Consider the following 26,496-nt stretch of genomic DNA (forward strand, 5'->3'; position numbering starts at 1 on the left):
ATGAGCGCGACCCGGATCCCTGCGATGGACTTCACCGAGGCCAAGCCCCGGGCCCAGACCCCGGGCGGCGACTTCCCGCGCGGCGATTCCGGCCGGGGCGCCTTCGAAGGTGCCTTCCGGCCAGGAGCCGGCCGGCTGTCGCTCGCCGACGCCTCGCCCGAGGCGAGCCTCGTCCGGCTGGAGGCCCTGGCCCACCTCCTCGATTCCGCCTTCCTGATCCCCGGCATCAACCGGCGGGTCGGCATGGAGGCGGTGATCGGCCTCGTGCCGGTCATCGGCGACATCGCCGGCATGGTGATCTCGTCCTACATCGTCTACGAGGCGAGACGTCTCGGCGCCCCGCGCTGGCTGATCGGCCGCATGGCGCTGAACGTGGCCTTCGACGGCGCGGTCGGCGTGGTGCCGCTGGCCGGCGACCTGTTCGACGCGGCCTTCAAGGCCAACCGGCGCAACGTGCGCCTGCTGCGCCGCTGGCTGGAGCGCAGCGGCAAGCTGCGCCCGAACGAGATCGAGGGCTCAGCCGTCCGGCTCGACGGCTGAACCCTCCGGAGAGGAGGGGCGGAGCCGTTGAACGAATACACCCGGCCCGACTCCGCCCGTTCCCCCGAGGCCACCGCGCTCGGCGCCCCGATGCCGGGCGCTCAACCTCCGGTGCTGCGGCCGGGGGGCGAGGAGCCCCTGGACGGCCCGCCGGTGGAGCCCCCTGCCGCCCCCGCCCGGCACGGCTTCCTCTCGCCCCTAAACCGCCGCCGCCTGCGCAACTTCCGCGGCAACCGGCTCGGCTACTGGTCCTTCCTGATCTTCGCGGCGCTGTTCGTCGTCAGCCTGTTCGCCGAACTCATCGCCAACGACCGGCCGATCCTCGTCTCCTACAAGGGCGCGTGGCTGACGCCGGTCTTCGTCGATTATCCGGAGGAGCGCTTCGGCGGCTTCCTGGCGCAGACGGATTACCGCTCGCCCGAGATCGCCCGGGAGATCGCCGAGAACGGCTGGGCGCTGTGGCCACCGATCCCGTTCTCCTACAACACCATCAACACCGACCTGCCGACGCCGTCCCCCTCGCCCCCGACCTGGATGCTGACGGACCAGCAGTGCAAGGCGGCCGCCGAGGCGCGCGGCGGCAGCACCTGCCGCGACCTGCCCTGGCACTGGCTCGGCACCGACAACACCACCCGCGACGTGCTGGCGCGGGTGATCTACGGCTTCCGCATCTCGGTGCTGTTCGGTCTGATCCTGGCGGCCGTCTCCTCGGTGATCGGCGTGATCGCGGGCGCGGTGCAGGGCTATTTCGGCGGCTGGGTGGACTTGAGCTTCCAGCGCTTCATCGAGATCTGGGGCGGCATCCCGACCCTCTACCTGATCATCATCATCTCGGCCTTCATCGCGCCGGGTTTCTTCGTGCTGCTCGGCATCATGCTGCTCTTCTCCTGGGTGGCGCTGGTCAGCGTGGTCCGGGCCGAGTTTCTGCGGGCGCGCAATTTCGAGTACGTGCGCGCCGCCCGCGCGCTCGGCCTCTCGAACCTGCGCATCATGACGGTGCACCTCCTGCCGAACGCCATGGTGGCGACGCTGACATTCCTGCCCTTCATCCTGAACGGCTCGATCACCACCCTGACCTCGCTCGACTTCCTGGGCTTCGGCCTGCCGCCCGGCTCCCCGTCGCTCGGCGAGCTGCTGGCGCAGGGCAAGGACAACCTCAACGCCCTCTGGCTGGGGCTGACCGCCTTCTTCGTCATCGCCGCGATGCTGAGCCTGCTCGTCTTCGCGGGCGAGGCGGTGCGCGACGCCTTCGACCCGCGCAAGACCTTCTCCTGACGACGCGCCGCGGGTATCGGCGACGCCACGGCCGCGCGAGCGGGCGGGCGCCTCTTCGGCATGATCCGGAGCACCCTCGGGGGCCGGCCGCGCGGACGCAGCCTCAACAGCAATGCGCCGGACGACGCGGCGCCGGATCGGGGAGGCGGGCCTGTCTTCGCCCGCCCGGGCCGGCCGGATGCGGTCGCGTCGGTTACAAGAACGAGCCGATGCAAGGAGTTAACAATCTCTCCGACCACGAAAAGTGGGGCACCCGTAAGCGGTTAACATTCGCCGCGATGTGAGGGCTGGAAAGGGCTGTGCCGATACCAACTGAAGCCACCCGTTCGAAGCTCGGCCGGCATGTTGCTCGGTGATGTCGGGTCTAATCACAAGGAAACGTCATTTGATCCTTGCTTTTCTAGGCAAATAACATAACTCGGATTGCTGGGGGTGCCCTGCGCCAAGGGTTATTGCACGAGGGACGCACGAATGTCGGAAACCGCAGCACCATCGCAACCCAGCTACATCGAGCGCACCGTCGATGTCGTCGCGGCCTATGTCTCGAACAACTCGATCCCCACGACCGAGCTGCCCGCCCTCATCGCCAGCGTGCACGACGCCTTGAACGCAATCGCGTCCGGGCCGTCCAAGCCCGAGGTCGAGGCGGTCGAGAAGCCGACGCCCGCCCAGATCCGCAAGTCGATCCGCCCGGACGGGCTGATCAGCTTCATCGACGGCAAGTCCTACAAGACCCTCAAGCGCCACCTGACCAAGCACGGGCTCGACCCGCAGAGCTACCGCGAGCGCTACGGCCTGCCGGCGGATTACCCCACCACCTCGGCGAACTATTCGGCCCAGCGCTCGGCGCTCGCCAAGAGCCTCGGTCTGGGCCAGCCGGGCCGCGCCGCCGCGGCCCCCGAGCCGGAGCCCGAGCCGGCTCCGGAGCCGGAAACCGCCCGCGGACGCCGCAAGGGCGCCACCGGGACCAAGGGCCGGGCGCGCAAGGCGACCGAGGCGGCCTGAGGAAGCGGCGCGCGGGCGAGCCTCGCGCGCCAGTCGTCCCCGGCCGATCGGCTCGGTTTTGCCCGGTCCCCTCGGCCGCGGAGCCCGGGATCGCCCCCGGCTCGCCCGAACGAGGGCGGCAAGCGTCCCGAACGCCGATCGCGGGCGGGATCAGAGCGAGGCGCGCCGGCCGAGCAGCCAGCCGCGCGCCCGTGCCACCAGCGCCGGGCGGGCTTGGTCCGCCTCGTCGGCGTCCAGCATGGGCGAGGCCGCCAGCGCCGCCAGATAGGCGGTCTCCGTCTCCCGGCAGATCCGCAGCGCCGCGTCGGCGGCGAGCGTGGGGCTGGTGAGCGCCGCCTGCAATGCGAAATTCCGGTCGAGGCATCCGCGCCAGGACGCGTAGTGCCGGCCGGCATCGCTCGCCTGCGCCGCCCCTGGGAGAGCGAGCAGAAGGGATCCGGCGAGGACGATGTGTCGGATCATGGTGAAGGCGCCGCTCAGGTTAAGCGGCAGTTTCGTGCGCGAAGCCTTAAGATCTCGCTAACCGGCGCACGTCCGGGCCCGTCCCGGATCGGGGATGGGGCCCCGTCCGGGGTCAGCGGTTCGCCGTGGTGACCGGGGAGGAGACGCCGCCGAGCGAGACCCAGGCGGTGGCGTCCTGGCTCTCGCGCTTGACGAAGACGTAGCCGGTGCGGTGCCAGGGCAGGATCTGGCTGGTCTTGTTGTCGAGCACGAGGTCGCCGCGGTCGGTGATCAGGGTGAGCACGGCGTGGCCCTCGCCCTTCTCGTCGATCACCACCGTCATGCGCATGGCGCGCTTGGGCAGGCCGGCGGCGGCCAGCAGGTGGCGCTTGAGCAGCTGGAAGTCCTCGCAGTCGCCGATGCCGTCCTCGGCCAGGTCCCAGCGGTCGGGCGTGCCGAGATGGTCCTGGTCGGTCATCGCCTGCACGCTCTTGTTCACGCGCTTGTTGACCGCGACGATCGTCGACCAGAGCGCCGGCGTCAGGCTGATCCGCGCCGGCTCCGAGCGGTCCACCGCGCACTCCGCCGCGTAGGCCTGGCAGAACGTCACCCATGCCGCGATCGGCTTGGCCGCGCCGGTCGGCTGGGCCACGCTCGGCACGGCAGGCAGCGCCGCGAAGGTCTGGGCGCCCGCGGGCGCCGCGAGAGCCAGGGCGAGACCCGCCGCCAGGATGCCCGCGCGGGTGCCGCGCTCCCGGGCCGTCGCCACATCCCGCCGCTTCGAAACCGGGAACCGCATGGCTTTTGATCCAACCCGTTAAGCTCTCGTTAACGAAAGCTCGCACGGGTCCGGCCGCACGGCAATCGGCGCCTTAACAAAAGGTTAACACTGTGGGCAAGTCCGTCCGGAAGCGCCTGCCGGATCTGCCTGAAAAGGCGCGCCGGACCTTCGAAGGGGCGCGAGAAAGCAGGGGACCGACGCGCTGCCGCGGCGCGGCCCAAGGGATGGCTTGATGGGGGCAGGTCGCGGCGCGCACCGGTCGGCAGCGCTGGATGCAGAGTCCTAGCCGACCGGCGCGTGGTGGATCTGCTCGAAGTCGAGCGCGGCCGTGTCGATCACGATCTGCGTGCGGCTGATGACCTCGAGCTTGCGCAGGATCTCGGAGACGTGGGCCTTCACGGTCGAGTCGCCGACCTGCAGCTCGTGGGCGATCTGCTTGTTGAGCTTGCCCTGGCGGATCATCATCAGCACCCGCAACTGCTGCGGCGTCAGCCGGGCGATGCGCTCGGGCAGCGGCGCCTTGCGCGACTTCGCGGCGGCGGGCGGCGCCTCCGAGAGGCCCGGTGGGATCACGAGCGCGCCGCTCAGCACGTCGCTGATGGCGCGCGTCAGCGTCGCCTTGTCGACCGCCTTTGGCACGAAGCCGGCCGCGCCGTGCTGCAGCGCCTCGCGCATGATGCGCGGATCCTCGTGGCCCGAGACGATCAGGATCGGCACCCGGGGGAATCGGGTGCGCAGGGTGACGAGCCCGTCGAAGCCGCTGACGCCCTGCATGGAGAGGTCGAGCAGGACGAGGTCGATGGCGCGGTTCTGGGTCAAGCGCGCGGCCGCCGCCGCGATCCCGTCCGCCTCGTGCAAGTCCGCGTCCGGGTAGGCGAGCCGGATCGCGCCCGCGAGCGCGTCGCGGAACAGGGGATGGTCGTCGACGATCAACAGCTGCATGGGCGCGCTCCCACCGCGCTCGGCCGCCCCCGCGCGGGGATCGGCCGGCCGCCATTGTCCATGAAGCGCGAGGGCCGGACAATGGCGGCCGGATTGGCCATTGGGCGGAGAGGGGCCCGCGCGGACGGCCGCCGTTGCACGCTTCGGTCGCGCGCGACATACTCCGGGGACGAGAATGGGCGGACAACGCCTGCCGCCGACCGAGCGGGGTGGAGACGTGGGACAGGGAACGCGGATGCGCGCGCATCTGTGCGGCATCAGGACGGCCTGGACCGAGGCCGCGTCGCCCGCGGCCGCCGCGGCCGAGATCGCCCGCGCGGTCGGCGTCGACGCGGAAGCCGGGCTCGCCCAGCTCGTCCTGTTCTTCTCGCCCGACTACGATCCCGAGACCCTGCTGCGCGCTCTCGAGAGCGAATTACCCGGGGTCGCGATCACCGGCTGCACCACCTCCGGCAACATCAGCCCCGAGGGCGGGCTCGACCGCGGGCTCGTGGCGATCGCCTTCCCGACCCGGGGATTCCGCATCGTCTCGACGCTGCTGGGCGGGATCGACGACCTCGACGTCGAGCGCACGGCCTCGACGGTCCGAGCGCTGCGCCGCAGCCTCAATCCGCGCGGCGAGGCGGCGCCGGAGCGGTGCTTTGCCGTCTCGCTGATCGACGGGCTCGCCAACGCCGAGGAGACGGTGGTCTCCGGCATCGCCTGGGCGCTCGACGGGATCCCGCTCGTCGGCGGCTCGGCGGGCGACGACCTCACCTTCCGGGACGCGGTGGTGCTGCACGGCGGCCGGATCCACCGGCGCGCCGCGGCGCTGATCCTGGTCGAGACCGATTTCCCGGTCCAGATCTTCAAGAGCGACAATTTCGAGCCGACGGAGAAGAAGTTCGTCGTCACCGCTTCCGACGGCGAGCGGCGCATCGTGCACGAATTGAACGCCGAGCCCGCCGCGCGGGAATACGCCATGGCGGTCGGGCTCGATCCGGAGGGGCTCTCGCCGATGAGCTTCGCCGCCTACCCGCTCGCCGTGAAGGTCGGGGGCGAGTATTTCTGCCGCTCGATCCGGCGGCTCAACCCGGACGGCAGCTTGAGCTTCTTCTGCGCCATCGACGAGGGGGTGGTGCTGACGCTGGCGGAACCTCGCGACATCGTGGCGGCGACGCACGCGGAGCTGACCCGGCTCGATCAGGCGCTCGGCGGGATCGACCTGATCATCGGCTTCGAGTGCGTGCTGCGCCGGCTCGACGCCGAGACCCGGCAGGTGCGCCAGGGCATCGCCGACCTCTACCGCCGCTTCAACGTAATCGGCTTCGAGACCTACGGCGAGCAGTACCGGGCGATGCACCTCAACCAGACCTTCACCGGCATCGCCATCGGCAAGCGCGTCCCATGAACGCGCCCGTCAAGGACGCGCCCGTCAAGGACCCGCCCCGGGCAGACGAGGCGGAGGCGGACCTGAGGCGGCGCGTCGCCAAGCTGGAGCGCATCAACGCGGCTCTGATGGCCCATGTCGAGCGTTCCACCGACCAGCAGGGCGGCGCCTACGCGCTGTTCCAGACGGCCATCACCCTGGAGGGCCGGGTCCGCAGCCGCACCGAGGCGCTGACCGGGCTGATGCGGGAACTGGAGCGCTCGAACGCCGCGCTCGTCTCCGCCAAGGAGGAGGCCGAGACCGCCAACCGCTCGAAGACGCGCTTCCTGGCCGCGGCCAGCCACGACCTGCTGCAGCCTCTGAATGCCGCCCGGCTCTCGCTCTCGGCGCTCGCCGACCTGCCGCTCGCGCCCGAGGCCGGCGCTATCGCGGGCCAGGTCGAGCGCGGGCTGCAGACCATCGAGGACCTGATCAAGACGCTCCTCGACATCTCGAAGCTCGACGCGGGCATCGTGCGGCCGGAGGTGCGGGCGCTCGCCCTGCCGGACCTCCTGGCGGAACTGGCCGAGAGCTTCCGGCCCTTCGCCGAGCGCAAGGGCCTGCGGCTCGCGGTGCGCTGCCCGGACGTCGCGGTGGCGAGCGACGGCGTGCTGCTGCGGCGCATCCTGCAGAACCTCGTCTCGAACGCGGTGCGCTACACGGGCGCCGGCGGCGTGCTGCTGGTCGCCCGGCCCCGCGGCGGGGAGATCCGGATCGACGTGATCGACACCGGCTGCGGCATCGGCACGGAGGAGCGGAGCCTCGTCTTCGACGAGTTCTACCGCGGCGGCGGCAAGGGGGGCGGCGATGGCCAGGGCGAGCCGGGCCTCGGCCTCGGCCTTTCGATCGTGCGCCGCATGGCGGCGGCCCTCGACCATCCGCTGGCGCTCGCCTCGCGGCCCGGCCACGGCACCCGGGTCTCGCTGACCCTGCCGGTAAGCGTCGTGCCGGTCGAGGCCGCTCCGGCGCCCCCGCCCGTGGCGACGCGCCTGTCGGGGGCGCACGTGCTCATCGTGGAGAACGACGCCTCCACGGCCGAGGCCCTGCGCCGCCTGCTGCAGAACTGGGACGCCGAGGTCTCGGCCTTCCGCGACCTCGCCGGAGTTCGGGCGGCGCTCGCCGCGGGCCTGCGCGAGCCCGACATCCTCGTCCTCGACTACCATCTCGACGACGGCGCCTGCGGCCTCGACGTGGCGGCGTATCTCCGCGCCGTCTGCCCCGCGCCGCTCCCGGTGATCCTGACCACCGCCGACTACGCGCCGGAGATCGAGGCGCGGGCGGACCTCCTCGGCGTGGAACTGATGCGCAAGCCCGTGAAGCCGGCGCAGCTCCGCTCGCTGCTGACCTACATGCTGGCGTGAGGGCGTCTCGCGACGCGCTTTCCCTCCCCCGCAGAGTAGGGCCATCGCATATGCCGAGCGAGCCTCAATGCGGATAGGGCGCGGGTCCCCTCTCCCGTGCGGGAGAGGGACAGGGTGAGGGGCCCGGAGCCTTGCGGAGAGGACGTTGCGGTTCCGCGGCGAGGACCAGTCCTTTCCGGAGAGTTCTCATCCCTCACCCCAACCCTCTCCCGCACGGGAGAGGGAGCGCGGCGCGCTTCTCACCCGATCCGAGACAGGATGCCTGCCATATGCAATCGCCCTGCCCGCAGAGGGGGGAGGGAGGACATGCGCGCCTTGACGTGATCAGCCGGACCCCACCTCCGCACCACCCGGCGCCCGCACGGCCGCCAGCACGTACACCCGGATCGCCGAGGACAGGTTCTGCGCCCCGCGGCCCGCGTCGATCGCGCCGATCAGCGCCTGCACCGACTGCCCGCGGGCGCCCGCGATCTCGCGCAGCGCCTCCCAGAACGGCTCCTCCAGGGAGACGCTGGTCGGGTGGCCGGCGATCATCACCGAGCGCTTGCGGACGCCGCTCACGTCGGCGGGTCGTCCCGCTCCAGGCGATGCCCTTCGTGGCGGCTCTCCTCCAGGGACTTGCGCTTCTCCTGAAGGGTCTTCTGCTTCTTCGGGCGGCCGAAGGTCACGCGGTTCTCGGCGGCCCGGGCGTCCTTCTCCGCCTTCTCCCGCGCCTTGCGGACCTGACGCAGGTTGATGATCTCGGCCATCGCGTCCGCCTCCGGGGTATCGGGCCGGCGCGGGAAGCGTCCCCGCGCCGGTCGAATCGTCAATGGGCGCCGATCATGCGGTGCCTGTCACTCGGTATGGACTACTCGGCGCCCATCACTCGGCGCTGGGGGCCAGCATGGTCTCGGGCCGCACCACGCGCTCGAACTCCTCGTCCGTGACGTAGCCGAGGCGCAGCGCCTCCTCCTTCAGGGTGGTGCCGTTCTTGTGCGCGGTCTTGGCGATCTCGGCGGCCTTGTCGTAGCCGATCGAGGGCGCGAGCGCGGTCACCAGCATCAGCGAGCGGCTCATCAGGTCACTGATCTTGTCCTCGTTGGCCTTGATGCCGACGACACAGTTGTCGGCGAAGCTCACCGCGGCGTCCGCGAGCAGCCGCACCGATTGCAGCACCGCGTTGGCGATCACCGGCTTGAACACGTTGAGCTCGAAATTGCCCTGAGAGCCCGCGAACGAAACGGTGGTGCCGTTGCCGATCACCTGGGCGCAGACCATCGTCAGCGCCTCGCACTGGGTCGGGTTGACCTTGCCGGGCATGATCGAGGAGCCGGGCTCGTTCTCAGGCAGCGACAACTCGCCCAGCCCCGAGCGCGGGCCCGAGCCCAGGAAGCGGATGTCCTGGGCGATCTTGAACAGGCCGGCGGCGAGCGCCGAGAGCGCCCCTTGCGTGAACACCAGCGCGTCGTGGGTGGCCAGCGCCTCGAACTTGTTCTCGGCGGAGGTGAAGGGGAGCCCCGTGAGCTCCGCGACCTTGGCGGCGAATTTTTCCGCGAATTCGGGATGCGCGTTGAGGCCGGTGCCGACGGCGGTGCCGCCCTGCGCCAGCGCCAGAACGCCCGGAAGGGTCGCCGCGACGCGCGAGCCGCCGAGCGCGACCTGGGCGACGTAGCCGGAGAATTCCTGTCCGAGCGAGACGGGGGTCGCGTCCTGCAGGTGGGTGCGGCCGATCTTGACGATGCTCTCGAAAGCCTTCGCCTTGGCGTCCAGCGCGCCGTGCAGGTGCGAGAGGGCGGGCAGCAGCCGCTCCTGGATCTCGCGGGCCACCGCGATGTGCATCGCGGTCGGGAAGGTGTCGTTCGAGGACTGGCCGCGGTTGCAATGGTCGTTCGGGTGGACCGGCGACTTGCCGCCGCGCTGGCCGCCGAGCCGCTCGTTGGCGAGGCTCGCGATCACCTCGTTGGCGTTCATGTTGGACTGCGTGCCCGAGCCCGTCTGCCAGACGACCAGCGGGAACTCGTCGTCGTGCTGGCCGGCCACCACCTCGGCGGCGGATTGGGCGATCGCGTCGGCGATCTTCGGGTCGAGGGCGCCCAGATCCTTGTTCACCAGGGCGGCGGCCTGCTTGACGATGCCCAGCGCGTGGACGAGCGGCGCGGGCATGTGCTCGGTGCCGATCTTGAAGTTCTGGATCGAGCGCTGCGTCTGCGCGCCCCAGTACCGGTGGGCCGGAACCTCGATCGGCCCGAACGTGTCGGATTCCGTGCGGGTGGCGGTCTCGGTGGGCGACATCGTGGCCTCTACGTCTGGTGCAGTGCGGGACCTACTTAGCGAAGGCCGGGCCGAAACGCGAACCTGCCGCGCGGCCGTCCTGACAATCCGCGCGGGCTGTCGCCGCGCCCCCGGAACCTCACGGGACACCATGCCGACGATCGCCGAGACCGCGCCGGAGACGGCGCCGAGGACCCGCTTCCGCCCCGCCGTGCCCCGCCCGCGGCGCACGCCGATGGGGCTCATCGACTTCCTGCGGGCCGCGCGGGCCAACCCGCTCACCACCTGGATGGAGGAGCACTTCACCCTGCCGCTGTTGGCGGGGGACGGCGTGCTCGGGCGCGTCACCGTGGTGAGCGAGCCGGGCCTGATCCGCCACGTCCTGGTCGAGAACGCGGGCGCCTACCGCAAGGACGACCTGCAGCGGCGCGTGCTGGCGCCGGGCCTCGGCGAGGGCCTGCTGACGGCGGAGGGCGACGATTGGCGGCTGCAGCGGCGCACGCTCGCCCCGCTCTTCTCCGCCCGCACGGTGCGGGGCTTCGAGGCGGCGATGAACGCGGCCGGCGCGCGGCTGGCCCGGCGCCTCGTGCGGCGCGTCGGCAGCCAAGTCGACGTCGCGCAGGAGATGGCCCGCGTCACCCTCGACGTGCTGGAGCGGACGATCTTCACCCACGGGCCGCAGAACGATCCGGACGCGCTGGCCCGCGCCATCACGCGCTTCCTCGAATCGGTCGGGCCGATCGACCCGCTCGACGTGTTCGGCGTGCCCGCCTTCGTGCCGCGGATCGGGCGCCTGCGGGCGCGGCCGGCGCTACGCTACTTCGCCGAGGTGGTGGACGGGCTGATCGAGCACCGTCGCGCCGTCATGGCGCGGGGCGAGGCGCCGGAAGACCTCCTCACCCTGCTGCTCGCCGCGCAGGATCCGGAGACGGGGCAGGGCCTCGACGACCTCACGGTGAAGGCCAACATCGTCACCTTCATCGCCGCCGGCCACGAGACCACCGCCAACGCGCTGACCTGGGCGCTCTACTGCCTGTCGCAGGACGGGGCTTCGCTCGCGCGCCTCGAAGAGGAGGTGGATGCCGCCGCCGACCCGGAGGGCAACTTCGCCGCCGAGCGCCTGCCCTTCGCCAAGGCGGTGATCGAGGAGGCGCTGCGCCTGTTCCCGCCCGCCGCCATCATCAGCCGGCAGGCGCTGAAGGAGGACCGGCTCGGCCGCGTGAAGATACCGCGCGGCTCGCTGGTGATGGTCTCTCCTTACGTGCTCCACCGCCACCGGGCGCTGTGGGAGGACCCCGACGCCTTCGTGCCGGAGCGCTTCCTGGGAGAGGCCCGCGCGGCGATCCCGCGCTTCGCCTACCTGCCCTTCGGGGCGGGGCCGCGCGTCTGCATCGGCCAGAGCTTCTCCCTGCAGGAGGCGGTGATCGTGCTGGCCCACATGGTGCGGGCGGTGCGCCTGGCCCTGCCCGCCGACCATCCGCCGGTCACGCCGGTGCAGCGCGTGACCGTGCGGCCGGGCGAGGGCCTGCGCATGGCGGCCGTCCGGCGCTGAGGACCCGGCCGGGCCTCAGGGCGCGGCCGCCGCACCGTGGGGCGGGCCCTCGACCAGGGCGACGCTCTTCACCGCCGCGAAGACCGGCAGTCCGGGCCTGAGGCCCATCTCGGCGAGCGAGCGGCGGGTCAGCCGCACCACCAGGGCCGCGCCGCCGCAATCCAGGCGAACCTCGGTGCCGGGGTCGCCGGGCGCGGCCGCGCCGATCTCCGCGACCGTGCCGGCCAGCACGTTGAGCGCGCTCGTGCCCTCGGGTCGGGCGAGGCTGAGGGTCACGTCGCGGGCCGAGACGAGGATGCGCAAGGGGGCGCCCACGGCCCGGTCGAGGAGCGGCACGTGGAGCGGGCCGGCCGCCGTGGCGAGCCGCGTCAGCGCGAAGGCCGGATCGTGCGCCTCCACCCGGCCGGCGAGCACCGCCCCGGCCTCGCGGGCGGCGCGCAGCGGCGCGACGTCGAGGCGCGCGCTGAGCGTGTCCACGGGCCCGCTGGCGACGACGCGTCCCGCCTCCAGGACCACCACCCGGTCGGCGAGCCGCACGATCTCCGGCAGGGCGTGGGAGACGTAGAGGATCGGCACGCGGCCGAGATCGCGCAGCCGCTCGAGGAAGGGCAGGATCTCGGCCTTGCGGGCCTCGTCCAGCGCCGCCAGAGGCTCGTCCATCAGGAGGAGGCGGGGCCGCGCCAGCAGCGCACGGCCGATCGCCACCCGCTGCCGCTCGCCGCCGGAGAGCCCGGCCGGGCGGCGCGCGAGAAGGTGGCCGATGCCCAGCAGATCGACCACCTCCGCGAAGCCGATCCCGTCGGCCGCGCGCGCGAGACGGCGGCCGAACAGCAGGTTGGCGGAGACGTCGAGATGCGGGAACAGCCGGCTCTCCTGGAAGACGTAGCCGATGCGGCGGCGGTGCGGCGGCACGAAGCGCCGCGCGTCCGTGTCCACCAGCACCGCGCCGTCGAGGACGACGCGGCCCCGCTCGGGGCGCACGAGGCCCGCGACGATGTCGACCAGCGTGGTCTTGCCCGAGCCCGAGCGCCCGAACAGGGCCGTGACCCCGCCCTCGGCCTCGAAGTTCGCGTCGAGCCGGAAGGCGCCCTGGCGGTGCGCGACCGTGACCGCGAGGCCGCTCACGCGGCGAGCCGGCGGGCGACGCCGCGGGCGAGGATCTCGGAGAGGAGGAGGGCGCTCATCGAGACGACGATCGAGATGAGGGCCAGGCGCATCGCCCCGGCCTCGCCGCCCGGCACCTGGGTGAGGGCGTAGATCGCCGAGGGCAGGGTCTGGGTCTCGCCGGGAATGTTCGACACGAAGGTGATGGTGGCGCCGAATTCACCCATCGCCTTGGCGAAGCAGAGCACGAGCCCCGCGAGGATCCCGGGCAGGATCAGCGGCAGGGTGACCTGGGCGAAGACCTGCGGCGGGCTGGCCCCGAGAGTGGCCGCGGCCTGCTCCAGCTTGGAATCGACCGCCTCGATCGACAGGCGGATGGCGCGCACCAGCAAGGGAAAGCCCATCACCGCGCAGGCCAGCGCCGCCCCCGTCCAGCGGAACGCGAGGACGATGCCGAACTCGGCGAGCACGCTGCCCACGGGTCCGCGCCGCCCGAAGGCGAGGAGCAGCAGGTAGCCGGTCACGACCGGCGGCAGGACGAGGGGCAGGTGGACCGCCATGTCGAGGAGCGTCTTGCCCCAGAACCGCCCTCGGGCGAGCAGGTAGGCCACGCCGAGCCCGAGCGGCAGGCTCGCCAGCGTGCCGGTGCCGGCCACCAGCAGGCTGAGGCGCAGCGCCTGCCACTCCTCTGGTGTCAGCCAGTTCGTCACGGCATCGGTCACGGCCGGGCGGTGGCGGAGCGGTTCAGCACCGTGAAGCCCTGGCGCTCGAAGGCGGCCTTGGCGGTGGGCCCGCGCAGGTAGGCGAGGAGGCCCGCGGCGTCGGGATTGGCCGAATCCCGCGTCAGCGCGACGGGGTAGACGATCGGCGGGTGGCTGTCGGCCGGAAAGGTCGCGACGATCCTGACGTTGGCGTCCGCCGCCGCGTCGGTGGCGTAGACGATGCCGAGCGGGGCCTCGCCCCGCGAGACGAGGAGCAGGGCGGCGCGCACGCTCTCTCCTTGCGCCACCCGGTCCTTCACCCCGGCCCAGGCGCCGAGCTTCTCCAGGGCCGCCTTGCCGTACTTGCCGGCCGGCACTGCCGCGACGTTGCCCATGGCGAGGCGCCCCTGTCCGAGCGCGCCCGCGAGATCGAGGCCGGGGCCCATCCGCACCTCGGCCCGCGAGGCCTTCGGGGCGATCAGCACGATGCTGTTGGTCAGCAGCGAGACCCGGCTGTCGGGCCGGATGAGGTTCTGCTTGGCGAGATGGTCCATCCAGTCGAGGTCGGCCGAGAAGAACAGGTCCGCGGGCGCGCCCTGCTCGATCTGCTTCGCGAGCGTGTTCGAGGCGGCGTAGGAGATCCGCGGGGCCGGCTTGCCCTCCCGCGCGTAGGAGCCCGCGATGTCGTCGAGCGCGTTCTTCAGGCTCGCGGCGGCGAAGACGGTCGGGGGCTCGGCCGCCTGCGCCGGCATGGCTGCCAGGAGCGTGCCGGACACGAGGCCGGCCAGGAAGCGGGCGCGGGTTGTCGTACGCATGCGGATCCGTCCTCGAGATCCCGGAGCGGCGTCCAGCCGGGCCGCCGTCCTGCGCTATATACCGTCGAGCATAGCCTCGGCCAGGGGCACCGCGGAGGCACGATGGCCCGTCTGAGCATCCGGATCGATCTCGGGCCCGACCACCGGGTCGGTCCCGGCAAGGTGCGCCTCCTCGAGGCCGTGGCCGAGCACGGCTCCATCTCGGCCGCGGGCCGGGCGCTCGGCATGTCGTACCGGCGCGCCTGGACCCTGATCGAGGCACTGAACGCAGGGTTCGGCCGGCCCGTGGTGGAGACGCAGGCCGGCGGCCGGGCCGGCGGCGGGGCGCGGCTCTCGGCCCTCGGCGCCGCGCTCGTGGCGGATTACCGGGCGATCGAGCGCGCGGCCGAGCGGGCCGCCGGCCCCGTCCTCGCCCGGCTCGCACCGCCCGCGGGACCCTCGGGGGCCGAGGAGCCGCGGCCGCCGCGACCGCGGCGTTCGGGTCCGGCAGGAAAGCCTTAACCCTGTGTGCGGGATGCCGCGTGTCATAAGGGAACTCTTCGTCCCGGAGTTGTAAGCCCGACCCGTGGGTCGGGAGCCGCCGCCATGCAGATAGACCTTGCGACGCTCTGGTATCTGACCATCGGGACGCTGCTCGTCTCCGCGGCGCTGACGCTGTGGGAGCGGCAGGCCCATCCGCGGCGGTCGCGCGAGCTCGGGGTCTGGGCGGGGGCCTGCGCGGTCTTCGCGCTGGGCTGCGTCGTCGCGATGAACCGCCACCGGTTTCCCGGTGCGGGCGGGGGAGCGCTGACCAACCTCCTGATGGTGCTGGGCTACCTGATGGTGCGGCACGGCGTGGTCAGCCTCGACGGCCCGGCGCGCTTCCGGGGCTCGGCCGCGGCACTGGTCGTCCTGGCCCTGGCCTGGGCGGTCGCGGGCGTGCATTTCGAGGCGGCGTTCTGGAACCACGTCTCCGCGCTGCCGATCGCCCTGGCCTGCGGGCTGACCGCCTGGGCCCTCCTGCGCAGCCGCACGGTCCGGGGCCTGCGCTCGCGGCCGGTCGCGGTGGCGGTCTCGGCCGGACACGGGGTGTTCTACGTCCTGCGCGGGCTGGTCGCGCCCGTTCTCGTCGAGCGCTACGGGCCGAGCCTGCTGCCGGTCCTTGCCAAGGTCACGATGTGCTGGTGCGCGAGGAGGCGCAGGCACAGCTCCTGGCGGCGTCCCGGACCGATTTCCTCACCGGCCTCGCCAACCGTCAGGGATTCTTCGAGCAGGGCGCACGGATGCTCGCGGAGCGGGCGGCGGAGCGTCCGGCCGCGCTCCTCGCCTTCGATCTCGACCACTTCAAGAGCATCAACGACCGTCACGGGCACGCCGCGGGCGACGCGGTGCTCGCCCTGTTCGCCCGCGTCGCCCGGGACGCGGCGGGGCCGGAGGCTCTGGTGGTCCGCCTGGGCGGCGAGGAGTTCGCCGCCCTCCTGCCGGGTCGGGGCGCCCCCGCGGCGCGGCAGGTCGGCGAGGAGATCGCGCGGCGCTTCGCGGAGGCCGCCGCGCACCGCGACGGGCCCGGCATCCGGGCGACCGTCAGCGTCGGCCTGGCGGAGGCGGGGCCCGAGCGCGGCGATCTGCCGGCCCTGCTCTCGGCCGCCGACCGTGCCCTCTACCGGGCGAAGGCGGCCGGCCGGAACCGCGTCGAGGTCGCTGCGGCGGCCTGAAGGCGTCAGGCGCCCTCAGGCCCCTCCGGCAGCGTCACGGTCCAGGGCTCCGCGTAGACGTGTTCCTCGAGATTCACGCCCGGGCCCCCGCGGTCGATCACCAGGAAGTCCTGGGGCGCACCGAAGGGCGTGAGCACGCCGTGCCACGTGCCCACGGCGTAGCAGACGCCCTGGCCCGGCGCGGTGAGGAAGGCCTGGGGCCGGCCCGGCCTTCCCCCCTCGTCGGGACAGACCACGACGAGGAACGGCGACGCGTCGAGCGGCACGAAGGCCTGGGCGCCCAGCGGGTGGCGCTCGACGAGGCTGAACACCAGGGGCACCGGGTAGGGCTCGGCCTCGACATGGCCGATCACCACGGTGCTCTCCGCGCCCACCACCGGCACCGTGGCGAGGTCGTGGAAGCGGCGCGCCCGGCCGGCGTTCATCGGGCGCGGGGCAACCCTGGACTTGTCGATCACCGCGCCGAAGGGCGCGAAGGCTTCCGCGCTGAGGGCCTGCGCGACGAGGATCCTGTCGCTCACCGGCCGAGCCCGCGGGGCCGGAGGGCGGCGTGGCGGTTCACGTCCTTGTAGAGCAGGTATCGGAAGGGGCCGGGCCCGCCCGCGTAGCAGGCCTGCGGGCAGAAGGCGCGCAGCCACATGAAGTCGCCGGCCTCGACCTCCACCCAGTCGCGGTTGAGCCGGTAGACCGCCTTGCCCTCCAGAACGAACAGGCCGTGCTCCATCACGTGCGTCTCCTCGAATGGGATCGAGGCGCCGGGGCGCATGGCGACGATGTTGACGTGCATGTCGTGGCGCACGTCGTCGGAGGCGACGAAGCGGGTGGTGGCCCAGGCGCCGTCCGTGCCCGGCATGGCGACCGGATCCTCGCGGCTCTCGTGGGTGACGAAGCTCTCGGGCGCCTCGATCCCCGGCACCCGCTCGTAGGCCTTGCGGATCCAGTGGAAGCGGGCGGTGCCCTCCGCGTTGCGCAGGGACCACGCGGCGCCGGGCGCGAGGTAGACGTAGCTGCCGGGGCGCAGGCCGTGCTCGTGGCCGTCGAGGGTCAGGCTCGGGCGCCCCTCGACGACGAAGAGCACGCCCTCGGCCTCCGGATCGGGCTCCGGCTGCCGGCTGCCGCCGCCGGGCGCGACCTCCATGAGGGACTGCGCGAAGGTCTCCGAGAAGCCGGAGAGCGGGCGCGACAGCATCCAGGCGCGGGTGCCCTCCCAGAAGGGCAGGACCGAGGTGACGATGTCGCTCATCACGCCCCGCGGGATGACGGCGTAGGCCTCGGTGAACACGGCCCGGCCGGTCATCAGGGCGGTCTGGGGAGGGAGGCCGCCGCAGGGCGGGTTGTAGGGCGAGGCGGTCATCGGAAGGATCCTCTCTCAGGCCGGCAGGATGTCGCGGAGCCGCTGCAAGGCGTGCGCCTCGGCCTCCTGCGGGGTGCGGCCGGCGGGCAGGAGCGCGGCCCGCTCCGCCCCGGAGCCGGCGCGGAAGGCGCGGCAGAGCGCGTTGTGCAGGCCGAGCGCCGTGTCGTGCGCGCTGCCGAGCTCCAGCGCGTGGGCGCGCTCGGCCACCCAGGCGCCGCCGTCGAACACGTCGCGGAAGCGGGCGACGAACGCCTCCCGGTCCATCCGCGACGGCCGGACGGCCTGTTCCGCGTAGGGGTGGCGCGCCTGCCAGTGCCGCGCGATGTCGATGCGCTTGGCGAACCAGACCCGGTCGTGGCCGCGCACGTAGTCGAGGAAGCGCCGGAGCGCCAGCGCGCGGCCCGGGCGCCCGACGAGGCGGCAGTGCAGGCCGAGATTCATCATGCCCGGCCGGCCGGCCTCGCCCTCGGCGTAGAGCGCGTCGAACGTGTCCTTCAGGTAGGAGAAGAACTGGTCGCCGTTGGCAAAGCCCGCCGGCGTCGAGAAGCGCATGTCGTTGGCGTCGAGGGTGTAGGGCACGATCAGCTGCGGGCGGATCGGGCGCCCGTGGCCGTCGTGGTCGAGCCAGTAGGGCAGGTCGTCGGCGTAGGTGTCGGAGACGTAGGCGAAGCCGCCCTCCTCGGCGACGAGCCGCACCGTGTCGGCCGACGAGCGGCCGGTGTACCAGCCGGTCGGGCGGGCGCCCGTCACCTCCGTGTGCAGGCGGATCGCCGCCTCTAGGTCCCGGCGCTCGTCCTCCGGCGTGTGAGCCCGGTAGTCGATCCAGCGCAGGCCGTGCGAGGCGATCTCCCAGTCGGCCGCCTGCATCGCCGCGACCTGCTCGGGCGAGCGCGCCAGTGCCGTGGCGACGCCGTAGACCGTGACGGGGATCTCCAGTCCGGTCAGCAGCCGGTGCAGGCGCCAGAACCCGGCCCGCGCGCCGTACTCGTAGAGGGATTCCATGTTCCAGTGGCGCAGGCCCGGCCATGGCACGGCCGACACGATCTCGGAGAGGAAGGCCTCGGAGGCCGCGTCCCCGTGCAGGATCGCGTTCTCGCCGCCCTCCTCGTAGTTGAGCACCACCTGCATGGCCACGCGCGCGCCGCCCGGCCAGTCCGGATCGGGCGGGTTCGCCCCGTAGCCGCGCATGTCCCGCACGTAACGCATGACTTGAGGTTCCCGGTCGGCGTCGGCCCCGGCGTCGCCCCGCGCCGGACACGCCCTTGCCCGCGGTATAGCCCCGGCGTCGTCGCGCGGCCAATGCTTCGCGCCCGGCGCGCCGTCGCCCCCGGCCCCGAACGGCGCCGGTTGTCGCCCGAATGGCACGGCGGGCGGGCGCGGCCGATGCTATGGGAGGGCGGTGGTTCGGCAGGCATCCCCGGGGGCAGCGTGGCACGCTCCAGCGTCATCGTCCTCGCGCTCCTCGTCCTCGGCCCGTCCGCGGCCGGGGCCGCCGACATGCGGGACCGGCCGGTCGCCGCCGGACGCTTCCTGGCGACCTGCGAGGATCTCGGCCGGTTCTGCTTCGCCGAAGGTTGCGGGCGCGACCAGATCGACGCCGCACTCGCCTGCCGGGCGGCCTGCCCCGCCTCGGCCGTGCTGACGGTGCGGCCGACGGCCTGCCCGATCCCGACCCCGCCGGTGCGCGTGGTGCTGCGCCGCCGCGGCTGAGCCCACAGGCCGCCGAAAGCAGTCTTCGGCCCGTGACGCCCCGGTTTCCAAACCTGTGCAACGCCGAAAAATTCGAGCGGCTTCAGGCAACGAAGCAGATGCGGGCGCATTGTCGTGAACCTGATTGCTCCTCGTGCCAGCATCCGCGCACGAAAAGGCGCCGTCCGCGGCGAACACGGCATCGATGCTGAAGACCAAGATACGACCACCCCTGGACAGGCCCAATCAGAACCCCGTGCTGCACGGCGTCGCGAACGGCCTCGCGAAACTGTTCCCGCCCGTGCAGCAGCCCGCAGCGACCGCCCGAGAGGCGGCCCCGCCCCGCGATGCCGGGCAGCCGAGCCGCGGCTGAGTGCCGGCCCGAGGGGCGGGCCGCGCCCGAAAGCGGGCGGCGCCCCTGTCAGCCTCGCCGGATCGTGCTAGACCTTGGCCGAGGCCCGGCCCGTGCGGCTCCGGGCCCGTATCGCTCGGTCCGGTGGATCGCGGTCCGGCCGAGCCGCTGTAACGGGTATCCATGTTCGACGCCGTCGCCGCACTCGACAGGGTTCTGGACACGCTCGACCGCGAGGCGCGGGAGCCCACGAAGCTCCGGGCGGCCCTGGTGCCGCAGCTCAAGGCGGTGATCGCGGAGGGACACGCGGCGGCCGAGGCGCGGCTCCTGAAGGACCGGGACGGGATGGCCTGCGCGCAGGCCCTGTCGCGGCTCACCGACGCGGTGGTGCGGGCGATCTACGACGCCGTCTGCTGGCGCCTCTATCCGAACGACAACCCGACCACCGGCGAGCAACTCGCGATCGTGGCGACCGGCGGCTACGGACGGGGCACGATGGCCCCGGGCTCGGACATCGATCTGTTGTTCCTGCTGCCCTACAAGCAGACCGCGTGGTCGGAGAGCGTCGTCGAGGCGATGCTCTACGTGCTCTGGGACCTCAAGCTGAAGGTCGGCCACGCCACGCGCTCGGTCGAGGAGTGTCTGCGCGAGGCGCGGGCGGACTTCACCATCCGCACGGCGCTGCTCGAGGCCCGCTTCCTGTTCGGATCGCGGGTGCTGTTCGAGGAGCTGATCACCCGCTTCGATTCCGATCTCGTCGTGGGCTCGGCCGCCGAGTTCGTGGAGGCGAAGCTGCGCGAGCGCGACGGGCGCATCGCGAAGGCGGGCTCCTCCCGCTACCTCGTCGAGCCGAACGTGAAGGACGGCAAGGGGGGCTTGCGCGACCTCAACACCCTGTTCTGGATCGCCAAGTACACCTACCGGGTGCGCGACCAAGCCGAGCTCGTCCACGCGGGCCTGTTCACCCCGGAGGAGTACCGGCTGTTCGAGCGCTGCGAGGAGTTCCTGTGGCGGGTGCGCTGCCACATGCACTTCATCACCGGCCGGCCGGAGGAGCGGCTCTCCTTCGGGCTGCAGCCCCGCGTCGCCGAGCGCCTCAACTACGGCCCGCGCGGGGGGCTGTCGGGCGTCGAGCGCTTCATGAAGGCCTACTTCCTGATCGCCAAGGACGTGGGCGACCTCACGGCGATCGTCTGCGCCGAACTGGAGGCGCGCCACGCCAAGCGCACGCCGGTGCTCGACCGCTGGATCGGCCGGTTCCGCGACCGCTTCCGCGCCACCGCGATGGAGGCGGAGGATTTCTGGATCGACCACGGCCGCGTGAACCTGCGGGCCGAGGACGCCTTCGAGCGCGACCCCGTCAACCTGATCCGCCTGTTCTGGCTGGCCGAACGCCACAACCTGCCGATCCACCCGGACGCGCGGCGCCTCGCCACCCGCTCGCTGCGCCTCATCACCCCGACGCTGCGCGCCGACGAGGAGGCGAACCGCCTGTTCGTCGAGATCCTGACCTCGAAGAACGCGCCCGAATCCGTGCTGCGCCAGATGAACGAGGCGGGCGTGCTCGGCCGCTTCGTGCCCGATTTCGGGCGCATCGTGGCGATGATGCAGTTCAACATGTACCACCACTTCACGGTGGACGAGCACCTGCTGCGCTCGGTCGGCGTGCTGGCGGCGATCGAGGCGGGCCGGGTACAGGAGGCGCACCCGCTGGTCTCCCGGGTGATCCACACCATCAACAACCGCACCGCGCTCTACGTCGCGATCCTCCTGCACGATATCGCCAAGGGCCGGCCCGAGGACCACTCGGTGGCGGGCGCGGCCATCGCCCAGAAGCTCTGCCCGCGCCTCGGCCTCTCGCAGGCCGAGACTGAGACGGTGGCCTGGCTCGTCGAGCACCACCTCCTGATGTCCATGACGGCCCAGAGCCGCGACCTCTCCGACCCGAAGACGATCGAGCGCTTCGCCGGCGTGGTGCAGACGCTGGAGCGGCTGAAGCTCCTCACCATCCTCACGGTCGCCGACATCGCGGCGGTGGGCCCCGGCGTCTGGACGGCCTGGAAGGGCACGCTGCTGCGCACCCTCTACGACGAGACCGAGGTGCGGCTCTCGGGCGGCCACTCCGAGATCGCCCGCACCGACCGGGTGCGGATGATCCAGATCGCGCTGCGCGAGAAGCTGCCGGACTGGTCGGCGGAGGATTTCGACGCCTACGCGGCCCGCCACAACCAGGCCTACTGGCTCAAGGTCGAGGGCGTGCGCCAGTTCAAGGACGCGAACTTCATCCGGGGCGTCGTCGAATCGGGCCGGACCAGCGCCACCGACGTCGAGACCGATCCGGTCCGCGGCGTGACCGAGATCACGGTCTACTCGCCCGACCACCCGCGGCTCCTGGCCATCATCACCGGCGCCTGCGCGGCGGCCGGCGGCAACATCGTGGACGCGCAGATCTTCACCACCACCGACGGCTTCGCCCTCGACTCGATCTACCTCTCGCGCGCCTTCGAGCGGGACGAGGACGAGCTGCGGCGGGGCCGGCGCATCACCGCGGCGATCGAGCGGGCGCTCAAGGGCGAGATCCGCATCGCCGACCTCGTCGCCGACAAGCACCCGCCGGTGGCGAGCGCCCGGGCCAAGACCTTCCTGGTGCCGCCCGACATGGCCATCGACAACGCGCTCTCGAGCCGCGAGACCGTGGTCGAGGTCACCGGCCTCGACCGGCCGGGCCTGCTCTACGAGCTGACGACCGCCTTCAGCCGGCTCTCGCTCAACATCACCTCGGCGCATATCGCGACCTTCGGCGAGCGCGCGGTCGACGTGTTCTACATCACCGACCTCATCGGCACCCGCGTCACCCAGCCCGACCGCCTGGCCGCGATCCGCGCCGCCGTGATGGAGATCTTCGCCGGCGACGTGGCGGCGCTGAAGGCGGAGGGGCTGGAGGCGCTGGTCGCCGCGCCGCCGCCGCGGGAAGCCTGAGGGCCGCTGCCGCGGGTTGATTTCAGGGGCCGCCGGCCTGATATCAGCGGCGATCCCGCACATCACCACGACTGAAACGCCACGACTGAAACGCCATGACGAGCAACGACATGCAGCAGGACGACCCGCGCCGGAACGAGGCCGCGGACGGCGCCGGGCCCCGCAACGGGGCCGAGGCCGGAGCGCATGCGGGCGCCCATGCCGACGCGGCCCAGCAGCCCGAGTCGAGCCCGCAGGGAGAGGCCGTGGCCGCCCTGACGGCCGAGCGCGACGAGTTCAAGGACCGGGCGCTGCGCACGCTCGCCGAGATGGAGAACCTGCGCCGCCGCACCGAGCGCGAGGTCGCCGACGCGCGCACCTACGCGGTGACGAACTTCGCCCGCGACGTCCTCAACGTCGCCGACAACATCCGCCGCGCCCTGGAGAGCGTGCCGGCCGACGCCCGCGCCGCCGCGGAGGGCGCCCTGAAGGGGCTGATCGAGGGCATCGAGCTGACCGAGCGCGACCTCGGCAAGACCCTGGAGCGGCACGGCGTGAAGGCGGTCGAGCCGCAAGGGCAGCGCTTCGACCCGAACCGCCACCAGGCGATGTTCGAGGTGCCGAACGCGGAGGTCCCCAACGGCACCGTGGTGCAGGTGGTGCAGTCCGGCTACGTCATCGGCGAGCGGGTGCTGCGCCCGGCGCTGGTGGGCGTCTCGAAGGGTGGACCGAAGGCGGGTGCCAATCCCGCCGACGCCTGATCGTCCCGGCACGATCCAGGCGAGCACAGTCGAGACGGGAGCCCGGTGCCGATGGCGCCGGGCTCCCGGCGTTTTCAGGGATCGCAGGGAAGCGCCAGGGCGAAGTCGGAGACGAACCGGGCGGTGTCGCGCACGGGCGGCGAGGTGCGGGGATCGCGGGCCACAAGATCCGCCTCGGCGTGGAGGCGGTCGTGGCAGGCGCAGGTGGCCCATCGCCCCGAGGCGAGCGGGGGCGAGCAGGCGTCGTGCCGCGCGCAGGCGAGGTCGAGCGCGTCGATCGGCGGATGGCCCGGGCCTCGGTTGCCGGGGCCGCAGAAATTGCCGTGGATCAGGACGCTGCCGCGGCCCGGATCGACCCGCGGCAGATCCTGGGCCCGCGCGGCCGGCGCCAGCGCGCAGGCGAGGCCCCCGGCGAGCACGGCGCGGGGCAGAAGTCTCGAAGCGGGCAAGAACAGGCTCCGGTCGGCCAGCATCCGTCCGTCGAGATGGATCGGCCGGACGATTCGGCAACCGTGTCATTGCGCGAAACAAGACTTAGCCGCCGAACCGACTGGTGCCAGCCGCCAGGCTATCTGGAATGAATGCTACGGCATGGAATTTTTCGGGGTCCTGTGCGGAGGTGCGCCCATCCGATACTGATTCGCGCCGATCCGATGGCTGCGCGACGCCGCCGGGAGGCGCGCGGCCTCAGAGCGCCGCGAGCAGCAGGCCGACGACTGTGACGGCCAGGATCAGGCAGATGGCGAGGTCGATGACCCGGGCGCCGCCGCAGCCCTCGGCGCCGTCGAGGGCAGGGCGAGCCGATCGATGCCCGGCCAATCCCGCGACGGTCGTCGGCGTCGTCATCGGTGCAACTCCATGTCCAAGTGCGCGAGGGCGGCCTCCCGACGCACCGGGACGCCTCGGGAGGCCTGTGAAACCGCCGTCCGGCCGGAGGGGATCGGCAGGACGGCGGTCTGCTTCGTTCCCGGCGCGTCGCGTCGGACCGTGTCCGCGGCGACGCTTCCGAGCACGGGCAGTGCGAGGGCGGCCAAGCACAGCGCGAGGCGTGCGAGGCGCGCGGCATCGGGGGCGCCGTTCCGCGGAGGGGCCGCGGGACAGACGTTGCGCAGGGGCGGGAGCGCGGGCGGGGCGACCATTCGGATCCTTTCGGTCATCACCGTGCTCCAGCTGCGTGGGAAATCTGACCACAAAATCGATACGTGTGCAAAAATCCCACGTCAACGAGGAATCCCGGGTTACGCGTGCGCAGACGCACCGTGTGGGATTGTCTCCCACGATCCGCGGGCTAAGGTCGTCGTCATGTCGGACGAGATCGCAACTCCGGAGGGCACGGCCCTGCACGCGCCGGTGGCGCGCCTGCTGCGCCCCCTGGTGCGCCTGTTCGTGGCCCGCGGCATCACCTTCCCGGCGCTGACGAACCTGCTGCGCGAACTCTACGTGAACGTGGCCGAGTACGATTTCGCGCTCCCCGGCAAGGAGCAGACGGACAGCCGCGTCTCGCTGCTCACCGGCATCCACCGCAAGGAGGTGCGGCGCCTGCGCGGCGCGGGCGCCCCGGTGAGCGCGGTGCCGGCCGTGGTCTCGCGCACGAGCCGGATCATCGCCCGCTGGCTGGCCGACCCGAAATTCACGGACGGACAGGGGCGGCCGCTCCCGCTGCCCCGCTCAGGGCCCGGTGAGGCGCCCTCCTTCGAGGCGCTGGTCTCCGGCATCACCCGGGATCTCCGCCCGCGCGCCGTGCTCGACGAGTGGCTCGACCGGGGGCTCGCAAGCCTCGACGAATCCGACCGCGTCGTGCTGGCCGAGGCCGCCTACGTGCCGCGGGGCGGGGGCGAGCCGCAGCTCTACTATTTCGGCCGCAACCTGCACGACCACATCGCGGCGAGCGTGGCCAACATCGTGGGTGAGACCCCGCGCTTCCTCGAGCGGGCGGTGCACTACGACGGGCTCTCGGAGGATCTCGCCCGGCGCCTGGAGGCGCGGGCCCGCGAGATCGCCATGGAGGCGCTGAGCCAAGCCAACCGCGAGGCCCACGCCGCCTGCCAGACCGATCCCGGCGGCGACCACCGCTGGAACTTCGGCCTCTACGTCTACGCCGAGGCGGCGCCCCCGCCCGCGCCTCCCGGACGCCTTTAGGGGAGCGGGCGCGTGGCGCGCGATCATCGTCCGAGCCGCCGGCTCGTCCTCGGCCTGCTCGCAGGTGCCGCCGTCCTGCCGGGGCGGCTGGCCGCCCAGGACGCGCCGATCCGCGACCAGGGCATCGGCGGCACCGGCGCGCGCCCGACCGACGCGCCCGGCGAGGGCGACCGCGGCATCGGCGGCACGGGAGTGATCGGCACGATCCGGCGCTTCGGTTCGATCGTGGTGAACGACCTGCGCATCGCCTACCCCGACGACGTCGCGGTGCGCATCGACGGCGTCCCGGCCCGCGCTTCCGACCTGCGTGTCGGGCACGTGGTGCGGGTGGTGGCCCGGCCCGAGGGCGCGGGCCTTGCCACCCGCCGCATCGACGTGACGAGCGAGGTGGTGGGACCGGTCGAGGCGGTCGGCCGGAACAGTCTCACGGTGCTGGGGCAGCGCGTCGCGACGGGCGCGGCGGGCGGCACCTGGACGGTCGGCCAGCGCGTCGCGGTGAGCGGCCTGCGCCGCCCGGACGGGGTGGTGGTGGCGAGCCTGATCGAGCCCCGCGCCGCAGGCCCCGACCGGGTCGCCGGCCCGGTCCGGCGCGGGGCCGACGGCGCGGCGCGGATCGGCGGCCTGCGGCTCGCGGGCGCCGAGAACCTGTCCGCGGGGCACCGCGCCGCGGTCGCCGGCCAGATGCGGGACGGCGCCCTCGCGGTGACCGATGCCGCCGAGGCCGGCCTGCCGCCGGGCATCCGGACCGCCTCGATCGAGGCCTATATCGGCCGGCGAGGAGGGGGCGTGACCCTGGGCTCGGGCCTGCCCGTCGCGGGCGCACCGGCCGCGAGCCTGCCCCGCTCGGGCGCGGTGCGGGCGGTGCTCACCACGGAGGTTGCGGGCGACGGGCGCCTCACGGTCGAGCGCCTGCGCGTCGAGGATCGCCTCGCGCCGGTGCGCGAACCTGTGCGCGAACCTGCGCGCGAGCCGGGCCGCTCCGAGCGGCCGGGCTTCCAGCGCGACCGCCTCGACCTGCGCGGCCTTCCGGGGCACGGTCCGGCGGGCGTCCCCGGGCGGGACGCCCCCGGATCCGGGCAGGGCTTCCGCATCGACACCCGGCCGCCCGGCGGCGCGGGCGGTCCCGGCGGCTTCGGTCCGCCCGGCGGCTTCGGCGGGCCGGGCGGTCCCGGAGGACCTGGAGGCGGCTTCGGCGGTCCCGGAGGGAGCGGGCCGGGTTTCGGCGGCGGTCCGGGCGGCTTCGGCGGCGGCCGGCGCTAGATCCGCCCGATCCGGCCGGGGAAGGAGCTTCCAGAATCCGGCCTCTTCGGCCGGACACCCCACGCAAAGGTCGGCGCTTCGCCCCCACTAGGCAGAAATCGCCGGGCTTCG

27 protein-coding genes and 1 pseudogene are annotated in these 26,496 nt (G+C 72.7%); 14 read left to right on the forward strand and 14 right to left on the reverse strand.

Annotated features, from left to right (window positions below; genetic code table 11):
* Nucleotides 1–24: 24 nt before the first annotated feature.
* The 3 genes from MFF56_RS17435 to MFF56_RS17445 all read left to right on the forward strand — a co-directional run bounded on the left by MFF56_RS17435 (nucleotide 25) and on the right by MFF56_RS17445 (nucleotide 2,820).
* Nucleotides 25–540: a DUF4112 domain-containing protein gene (locus tag MFF56_RS17435; RefSeq protein WP_066919369.1), complete on the forward strand. Its 516-nt coding sequence runs from the start codon at nucleotides 25–27 to the stop codon at nucleotides 538–540.
* 27 nt (nucleotides 541–567) lie between these two features.
* Entirely contained in the window at nucleotides 568–1,815 is a 1,248-nt protein-coding gene (locus tag MFF56_RS17440) for an ABC transporter permease (protein WP_082772881.1), read from the forward strand.
* Between the two features lie 471 nt (nucleotides 1,816–2,286).
* A complete protein-coding gene (locus tag MFF56_RS17445; RefSeq protein WP_066919367.1) occupies nucleotides 2,287–2,820 on the forward strand; it encodes a Ros/MucR family transcriptional regulator in 534 nt (177 codons plus the stop codon).
* 150 nt (nucleotides 2,821–2,970) lie between these two features.
* On the opposite strand, the gene MFF56_RS17450 is transcribed toward MFF56_RS17445, so the two are convergent.
* The 3 genes from MFF56_RS17450 to MFF56_RS17460 form a co-directional block, all read right to left on the reverse strand.
* Nucleotides 2,971–3,282, reverse strand: coding sequence for a hypothetical protein (locus MFF56_RS17450; RefSeq protein WP_066919365.1), 312 nt, complete (start codon nucleotides 3,280–3,282; stop codon nucleotides 2,971–2,973).
* Nucleotides 3,283–3,394: 112 nt separating this feature from the next.
* Nucleotides 3,395–4,060: a transglutaminase-like cysteine peptidase gene (locus MFF56_RS17455; protein ID WP_238230482.1), complete on the reverse strand. Its 666-nt coding sequence runs from the start codon at nucleotides 4,058–4,060 to the stop codon at nucleotides 3,395–3,397.
* 264 nt (nucleotides 4,061–4,324) lie between these two features.
* Nucleotides 4,325–4,984, reverse strand: coding sequence for a response regulator (locus MFF56_RS17460; protein WP_066918569.1), 660 nt, complete (start codon nucleotides 4,982–4,984; stop codon nucleotides 4,325–4,327).
* Between the two features lie 235 nt (nucleotides 4,985–5,219).
* Here MFF56_RS17460 and MFF56_RS17465 point away from each other — a divergent pair, with 235 nt between their 5' ends.
* Together MFF56_RS17465 and MFF56_RS17470 are read left to right on the forward strand one after the other, a co-directional pair.
* Nucleotides 5,220–6,374: an FIST N-terminal domain-containing protein gene (locus MFF56_RS17465; protein WP_066918567.1), complete on the forward strand. Its 1,155-nt coding sequence runs from the start codon at nucleotides 5,220–5,222 to the stop codon at nucleotides 6,372–6,374.
* The gene (locus tag MFF56_RS17470; RefSeq protein ID WP_082772824.1) at nucleotides 6,371–7,753 is read left to right on the forward strand and encodes an ATP-binding response regulator; all 1,383 of its coding nucleotides are present in this window, start codon (nucleotides 6,371–6,373) and stop codon (nucleotides 7,751–7,753) included. The genes MFF56_RS17465 and MFF56_RS17470 overlap by 4 nt, the downstream gene beginning before the upstream one ends.
* Before the next feature lie 324 nt (nucleotides 7,754–8,077).
* Here MFF56_RS17470 and MFF56_RS17475 read toward each other — a convergent pair whose 3' ends face one another.
* The 3 genes from MFF56_RS17475 to fumC form a co-directional block, all read right to left on the reverse strand.
* Nucleotides 8,078–8,314, reverse strand: a complete 237-nt coding sequence (locus MFF56_RS17475; protein WP_280949106.1) for a ribbon-helix-helix domain-containing protein — start codon at nucleotides 8,312–8,314, stop codon at nucleotides 8,078–8,080.
* Nucleotides 8,311–8,502, reverse strand: coding sequence for a DUF4169 family protein (locus tag MFF56_RS17480; protein WP_066927161.1), 192 nt, complete (start codon nucleotides 8,500–8,502; stop codon nucleotides 8,311–8,313). The genes MFF56_RS17475 and MFF56_RS17480 overlap by 4 nt, the downstream gene beginning before the upstream one ends.
* Before the next feature lie 115 nt (nucleotides 8,503–8,617).
* Nucleotides 8,618–10,027, reverse strand: coding sequence for a class II fumarate hydratase (fumC, locus tag MFF56_RS17485; RefSeq protein WP_066927162.1), 1,410 nt, complete (start codon nucleotides 10,025–10,027; stop codon nucleotides 8,618–8,620).
* Nucleotides 10,028–10,157: 130 nt separating this feature from the next.
* Here fumC and MFF56_RS17490 point away from each other — a divergent pair, with 130 nt between their 5' ends.
* Nucleotides 10,158–11,558 carry a cytochrome P450 gene (locus MFF56_RS17490; protein WP_066927163.1) on the forward strand — a complete coding sequence of 467 codons (1,401 nt, stop codon included), beginning with the start codon at nucleotides 10,158–10,160 and terminating at the stop codon, nucleotides 11,556–11,558.
* 15 nt (nucleotides 11,559–11,573) lie between these two features.
* On the opposite strand, the gene modC is transcribed toward MFF56_RS17490, so the two are convergent.
* From modC to modA, 3 genes are read right to left on the reverse strand one after another with little or no spacing between them, the layout of a single operon-like run.
* Entirely contained in the window at nucleotides 11,574–12,683 is a 1,110-nt protein-coding gene (gene modC, locus MFF56_RS17495; protein WP_066927165.1) for a molybdenum ABC transporter ATP-binding protein, read from the reverse strand.
* Entirely contained in the window at nucleotides 12,680–13,372 is a 693-nt protein-coding gene (modB, locus tag MFF56_RS17500; protein ID WP_066927175.1) for a molybdate ABC transporter permease subunit, read from the reverse strand. The genes modC and modB overlap by 4 nt, the downstream gene beginning before the upstream one ends.
* Nucleotides 13,373–13,380: 8 nt before the next feature.
* On the reverse strand, nucleotides 13,381–14,178 hold the full coding sequence (gene modA, locus MFF56_RS17505; protein ID WP_066927167.1) for a molybdate ABC transporter substrate-binding protein: 798 nt from the start codon (nucleotides 14,176–14,178) through the stop codon (nucleotides 13,381–13,383).
* Between the two features lie 102 nt (nucleotides 14,179–14,280).
* On the opposite strand from modA, the gene MFF56_RS17510 reads away from it, so the two are divergent.
* Together MFF56_RS17510 and MFF56_RS17515 are read left to right on the forward strand one after the other, a co-directional pair.
* Nucleotides 14,281–14,679: a winged helix-turn-helix domain-containing protein gene (locus tag MFF56_RS17510; RefSeq protein ID WP_066927169.1), complete on the forward strand. Its 399-nt coding sequence runs from the start codon at nucleotides 14,281–14,283 to the stop codon at nucleotides 14,677–14,679.
* Between the two features lie 662 nt (nucleotides 14,680–15,341).
* Nucleotides 15,342–15,872, forward strand: coding sequence for a GGDEF domain-containing protein (locus MFF56_RS17515; protein WP_238230484.1), 531 nt, complete (start codon nucleotides 15,342–15,344; stop codon nucleotides 15,870–15,872).
* 5 nt (nucleotides 15,873–15,877) lie between these two features.
* On the opposite strand, the gene MFF56_RS17520 is transcribed toward MFF56_RS17515, so the two are convergent.
* From MFF56_RS17520 to puuE, 3 genes and pseudogenes are all read right to left on the reverse strand, one after another.
* Entirely contained in the window at nucleotides 15,878–16,393 is a 516-nt protein-coding gene (locus tag MFF56_RS17520; protein ID WP_066927171.1) for an ureidoglycolate lyase, read from the reverse strand.
* The gene (locus MFF56_RS17525) at nucleotides 16,390–17,226 is read right to left on the reverse strand and encodes a bifunctional allantoicase/(S)-ureidoglycine aminohydrolase (RefSeq protein ID WP_238230485.1); all 837 of its coding nucleotides are present in this window, start codon (nucleotides 17,224–17,226) and stop codon (nucleotides 16,390–16,392) included. Before MFF56_RS17525 ends, MFF56_RS17520 begins: the two co-directional genes overlap by 4 nt.
* 81 nt (nucleotides 17,227–17,307) lie before the next feature.
* A pseudogene (puuE, locus tag MFF56_RS17530) lies at nucleotides 17,308–18,432 on the reverse strand (allantoinase PuuE); the annotation flags it as partial.
* A gap of 222 nt (nucleotides 18,433–18,654) precedes the next feature.
* Between puuE and MFF56_RS17535 the strand changes: the two are divergent.
* The 4 genes from MFF56_RS17535 (at nucleotide 18,655) to grpE (ending at nucleotide 22,986) form a co-directional block, all read left to right on the forward strand.
* Nucleotides 18,655–18,936, forward strand: coding sequence for a hypothetical protein (locus MFF56_RS17535; protein WP_238230487.1), 282 nt, complete (start codon nucleotides 18,655–18,657; stop codon nucleotides 18,934–18,936).
* Between the two features lie 184 nt (nucleotides 18,937–19,120).
* A complete protein-coding gene (locus tag MFF56_RS17540; RefSeq protein ID WP_238230490.1) occupies nucleotides 19,121–19,288 on the forward strand; it encodes a hypothetical protein in 168 nt (55 codons plus the stop codon).
* Nucleotides 19,289–19,450: 162 nt separating this feature from the next.
* Entirely contained in the window at nucleotides 19,451–22,246 is a 2,796-nt protein-coding gene (locus tag MFF56_RS17545) for a [protein-PII] uridylyltransferase (RefSeq protein WP_066926941.1), read from the forward strand.
* A gap of 95 nt (nucleotides 22,247–22,341) precedes the next feature.
* Entirely contained in the window at nucleotides 22,342–22,986 is a 645-nt protein-coding gene (grpE, locus tag MFF56_RS17550) for a nucleotide exchange factor GrpE (RefSeq protein ID WP_156453992.1), read from the forward strand.
* A gap of 74 nt (nucleotides 22,987–23,060) precedes the next feature.
* On the opposite strand, the gene MFF56_RS17555 is transcribed toward grpE, so the two are convergent.
* Entirely contained in the window at nucleotides 23,061–23,435 is a 375-nt protein-coding gene (locus MFF56_RS17555; RefSeq protein ID WP_066926943.1) for a phospholipase A2 family protein, read from the reverse strand.
* Between the two features lie 238 nt (nucleotides 23,436–23,673).
* Nucleotides 23,674–23,832: a hypothetical protein gene (locus MFF56_RS17560; RefSeq protein WP_156453991.1), complete on the reverse strand. Its 159-nt coding sequence runs from the start codon at nucleotides 23,830–23,832 to the stop codon at nucleotides 23,674–23,676.
* Between the two features lie 456 nt (nucleotides 23,833–24,288).
* On the opposite strand from MFF56_RS17560, the gene MFF56_RS17565 reads away from it, so the two are divergent.
* A complete protein-coding gene (locus tag MFF56_RS17565) occupies nucleotides 24,289–25,125 on the forward strand; it encodes a DUF6502 family protein (RefSeq protein ID WP_066926937.1) in 837 nt (278 codons plus the stop codon).
* A gap of 12 nt (nucleotides 25,126–25,137) precedes the next feature.
* Nucleotides 25,138–26,385, forward strand: a complete 1,248-nt coding sequence (locus MFF56_RS17570) for a DUF5666 domain-containing protein (protein ID WP_066926935.1) — start codon at nucleotides 25,138–25,140, stop codon at nucleotides 26,383–26,385.
* Nucleotides 26,386–26,496 lie beyond the last annotated feature (111 nt).

Source organism: Methylobacterium hispanicum, assembly GCF_022179285.1.
In the GTDB taxonomy this organism is placed as follows: domain Bacteria; phylum Pseudomonadota; class Alphaproteobacteria; order Rhizobiales; family Beijerinckiaceae; genus Methylobacterium; species Methylobacterium hispanicum.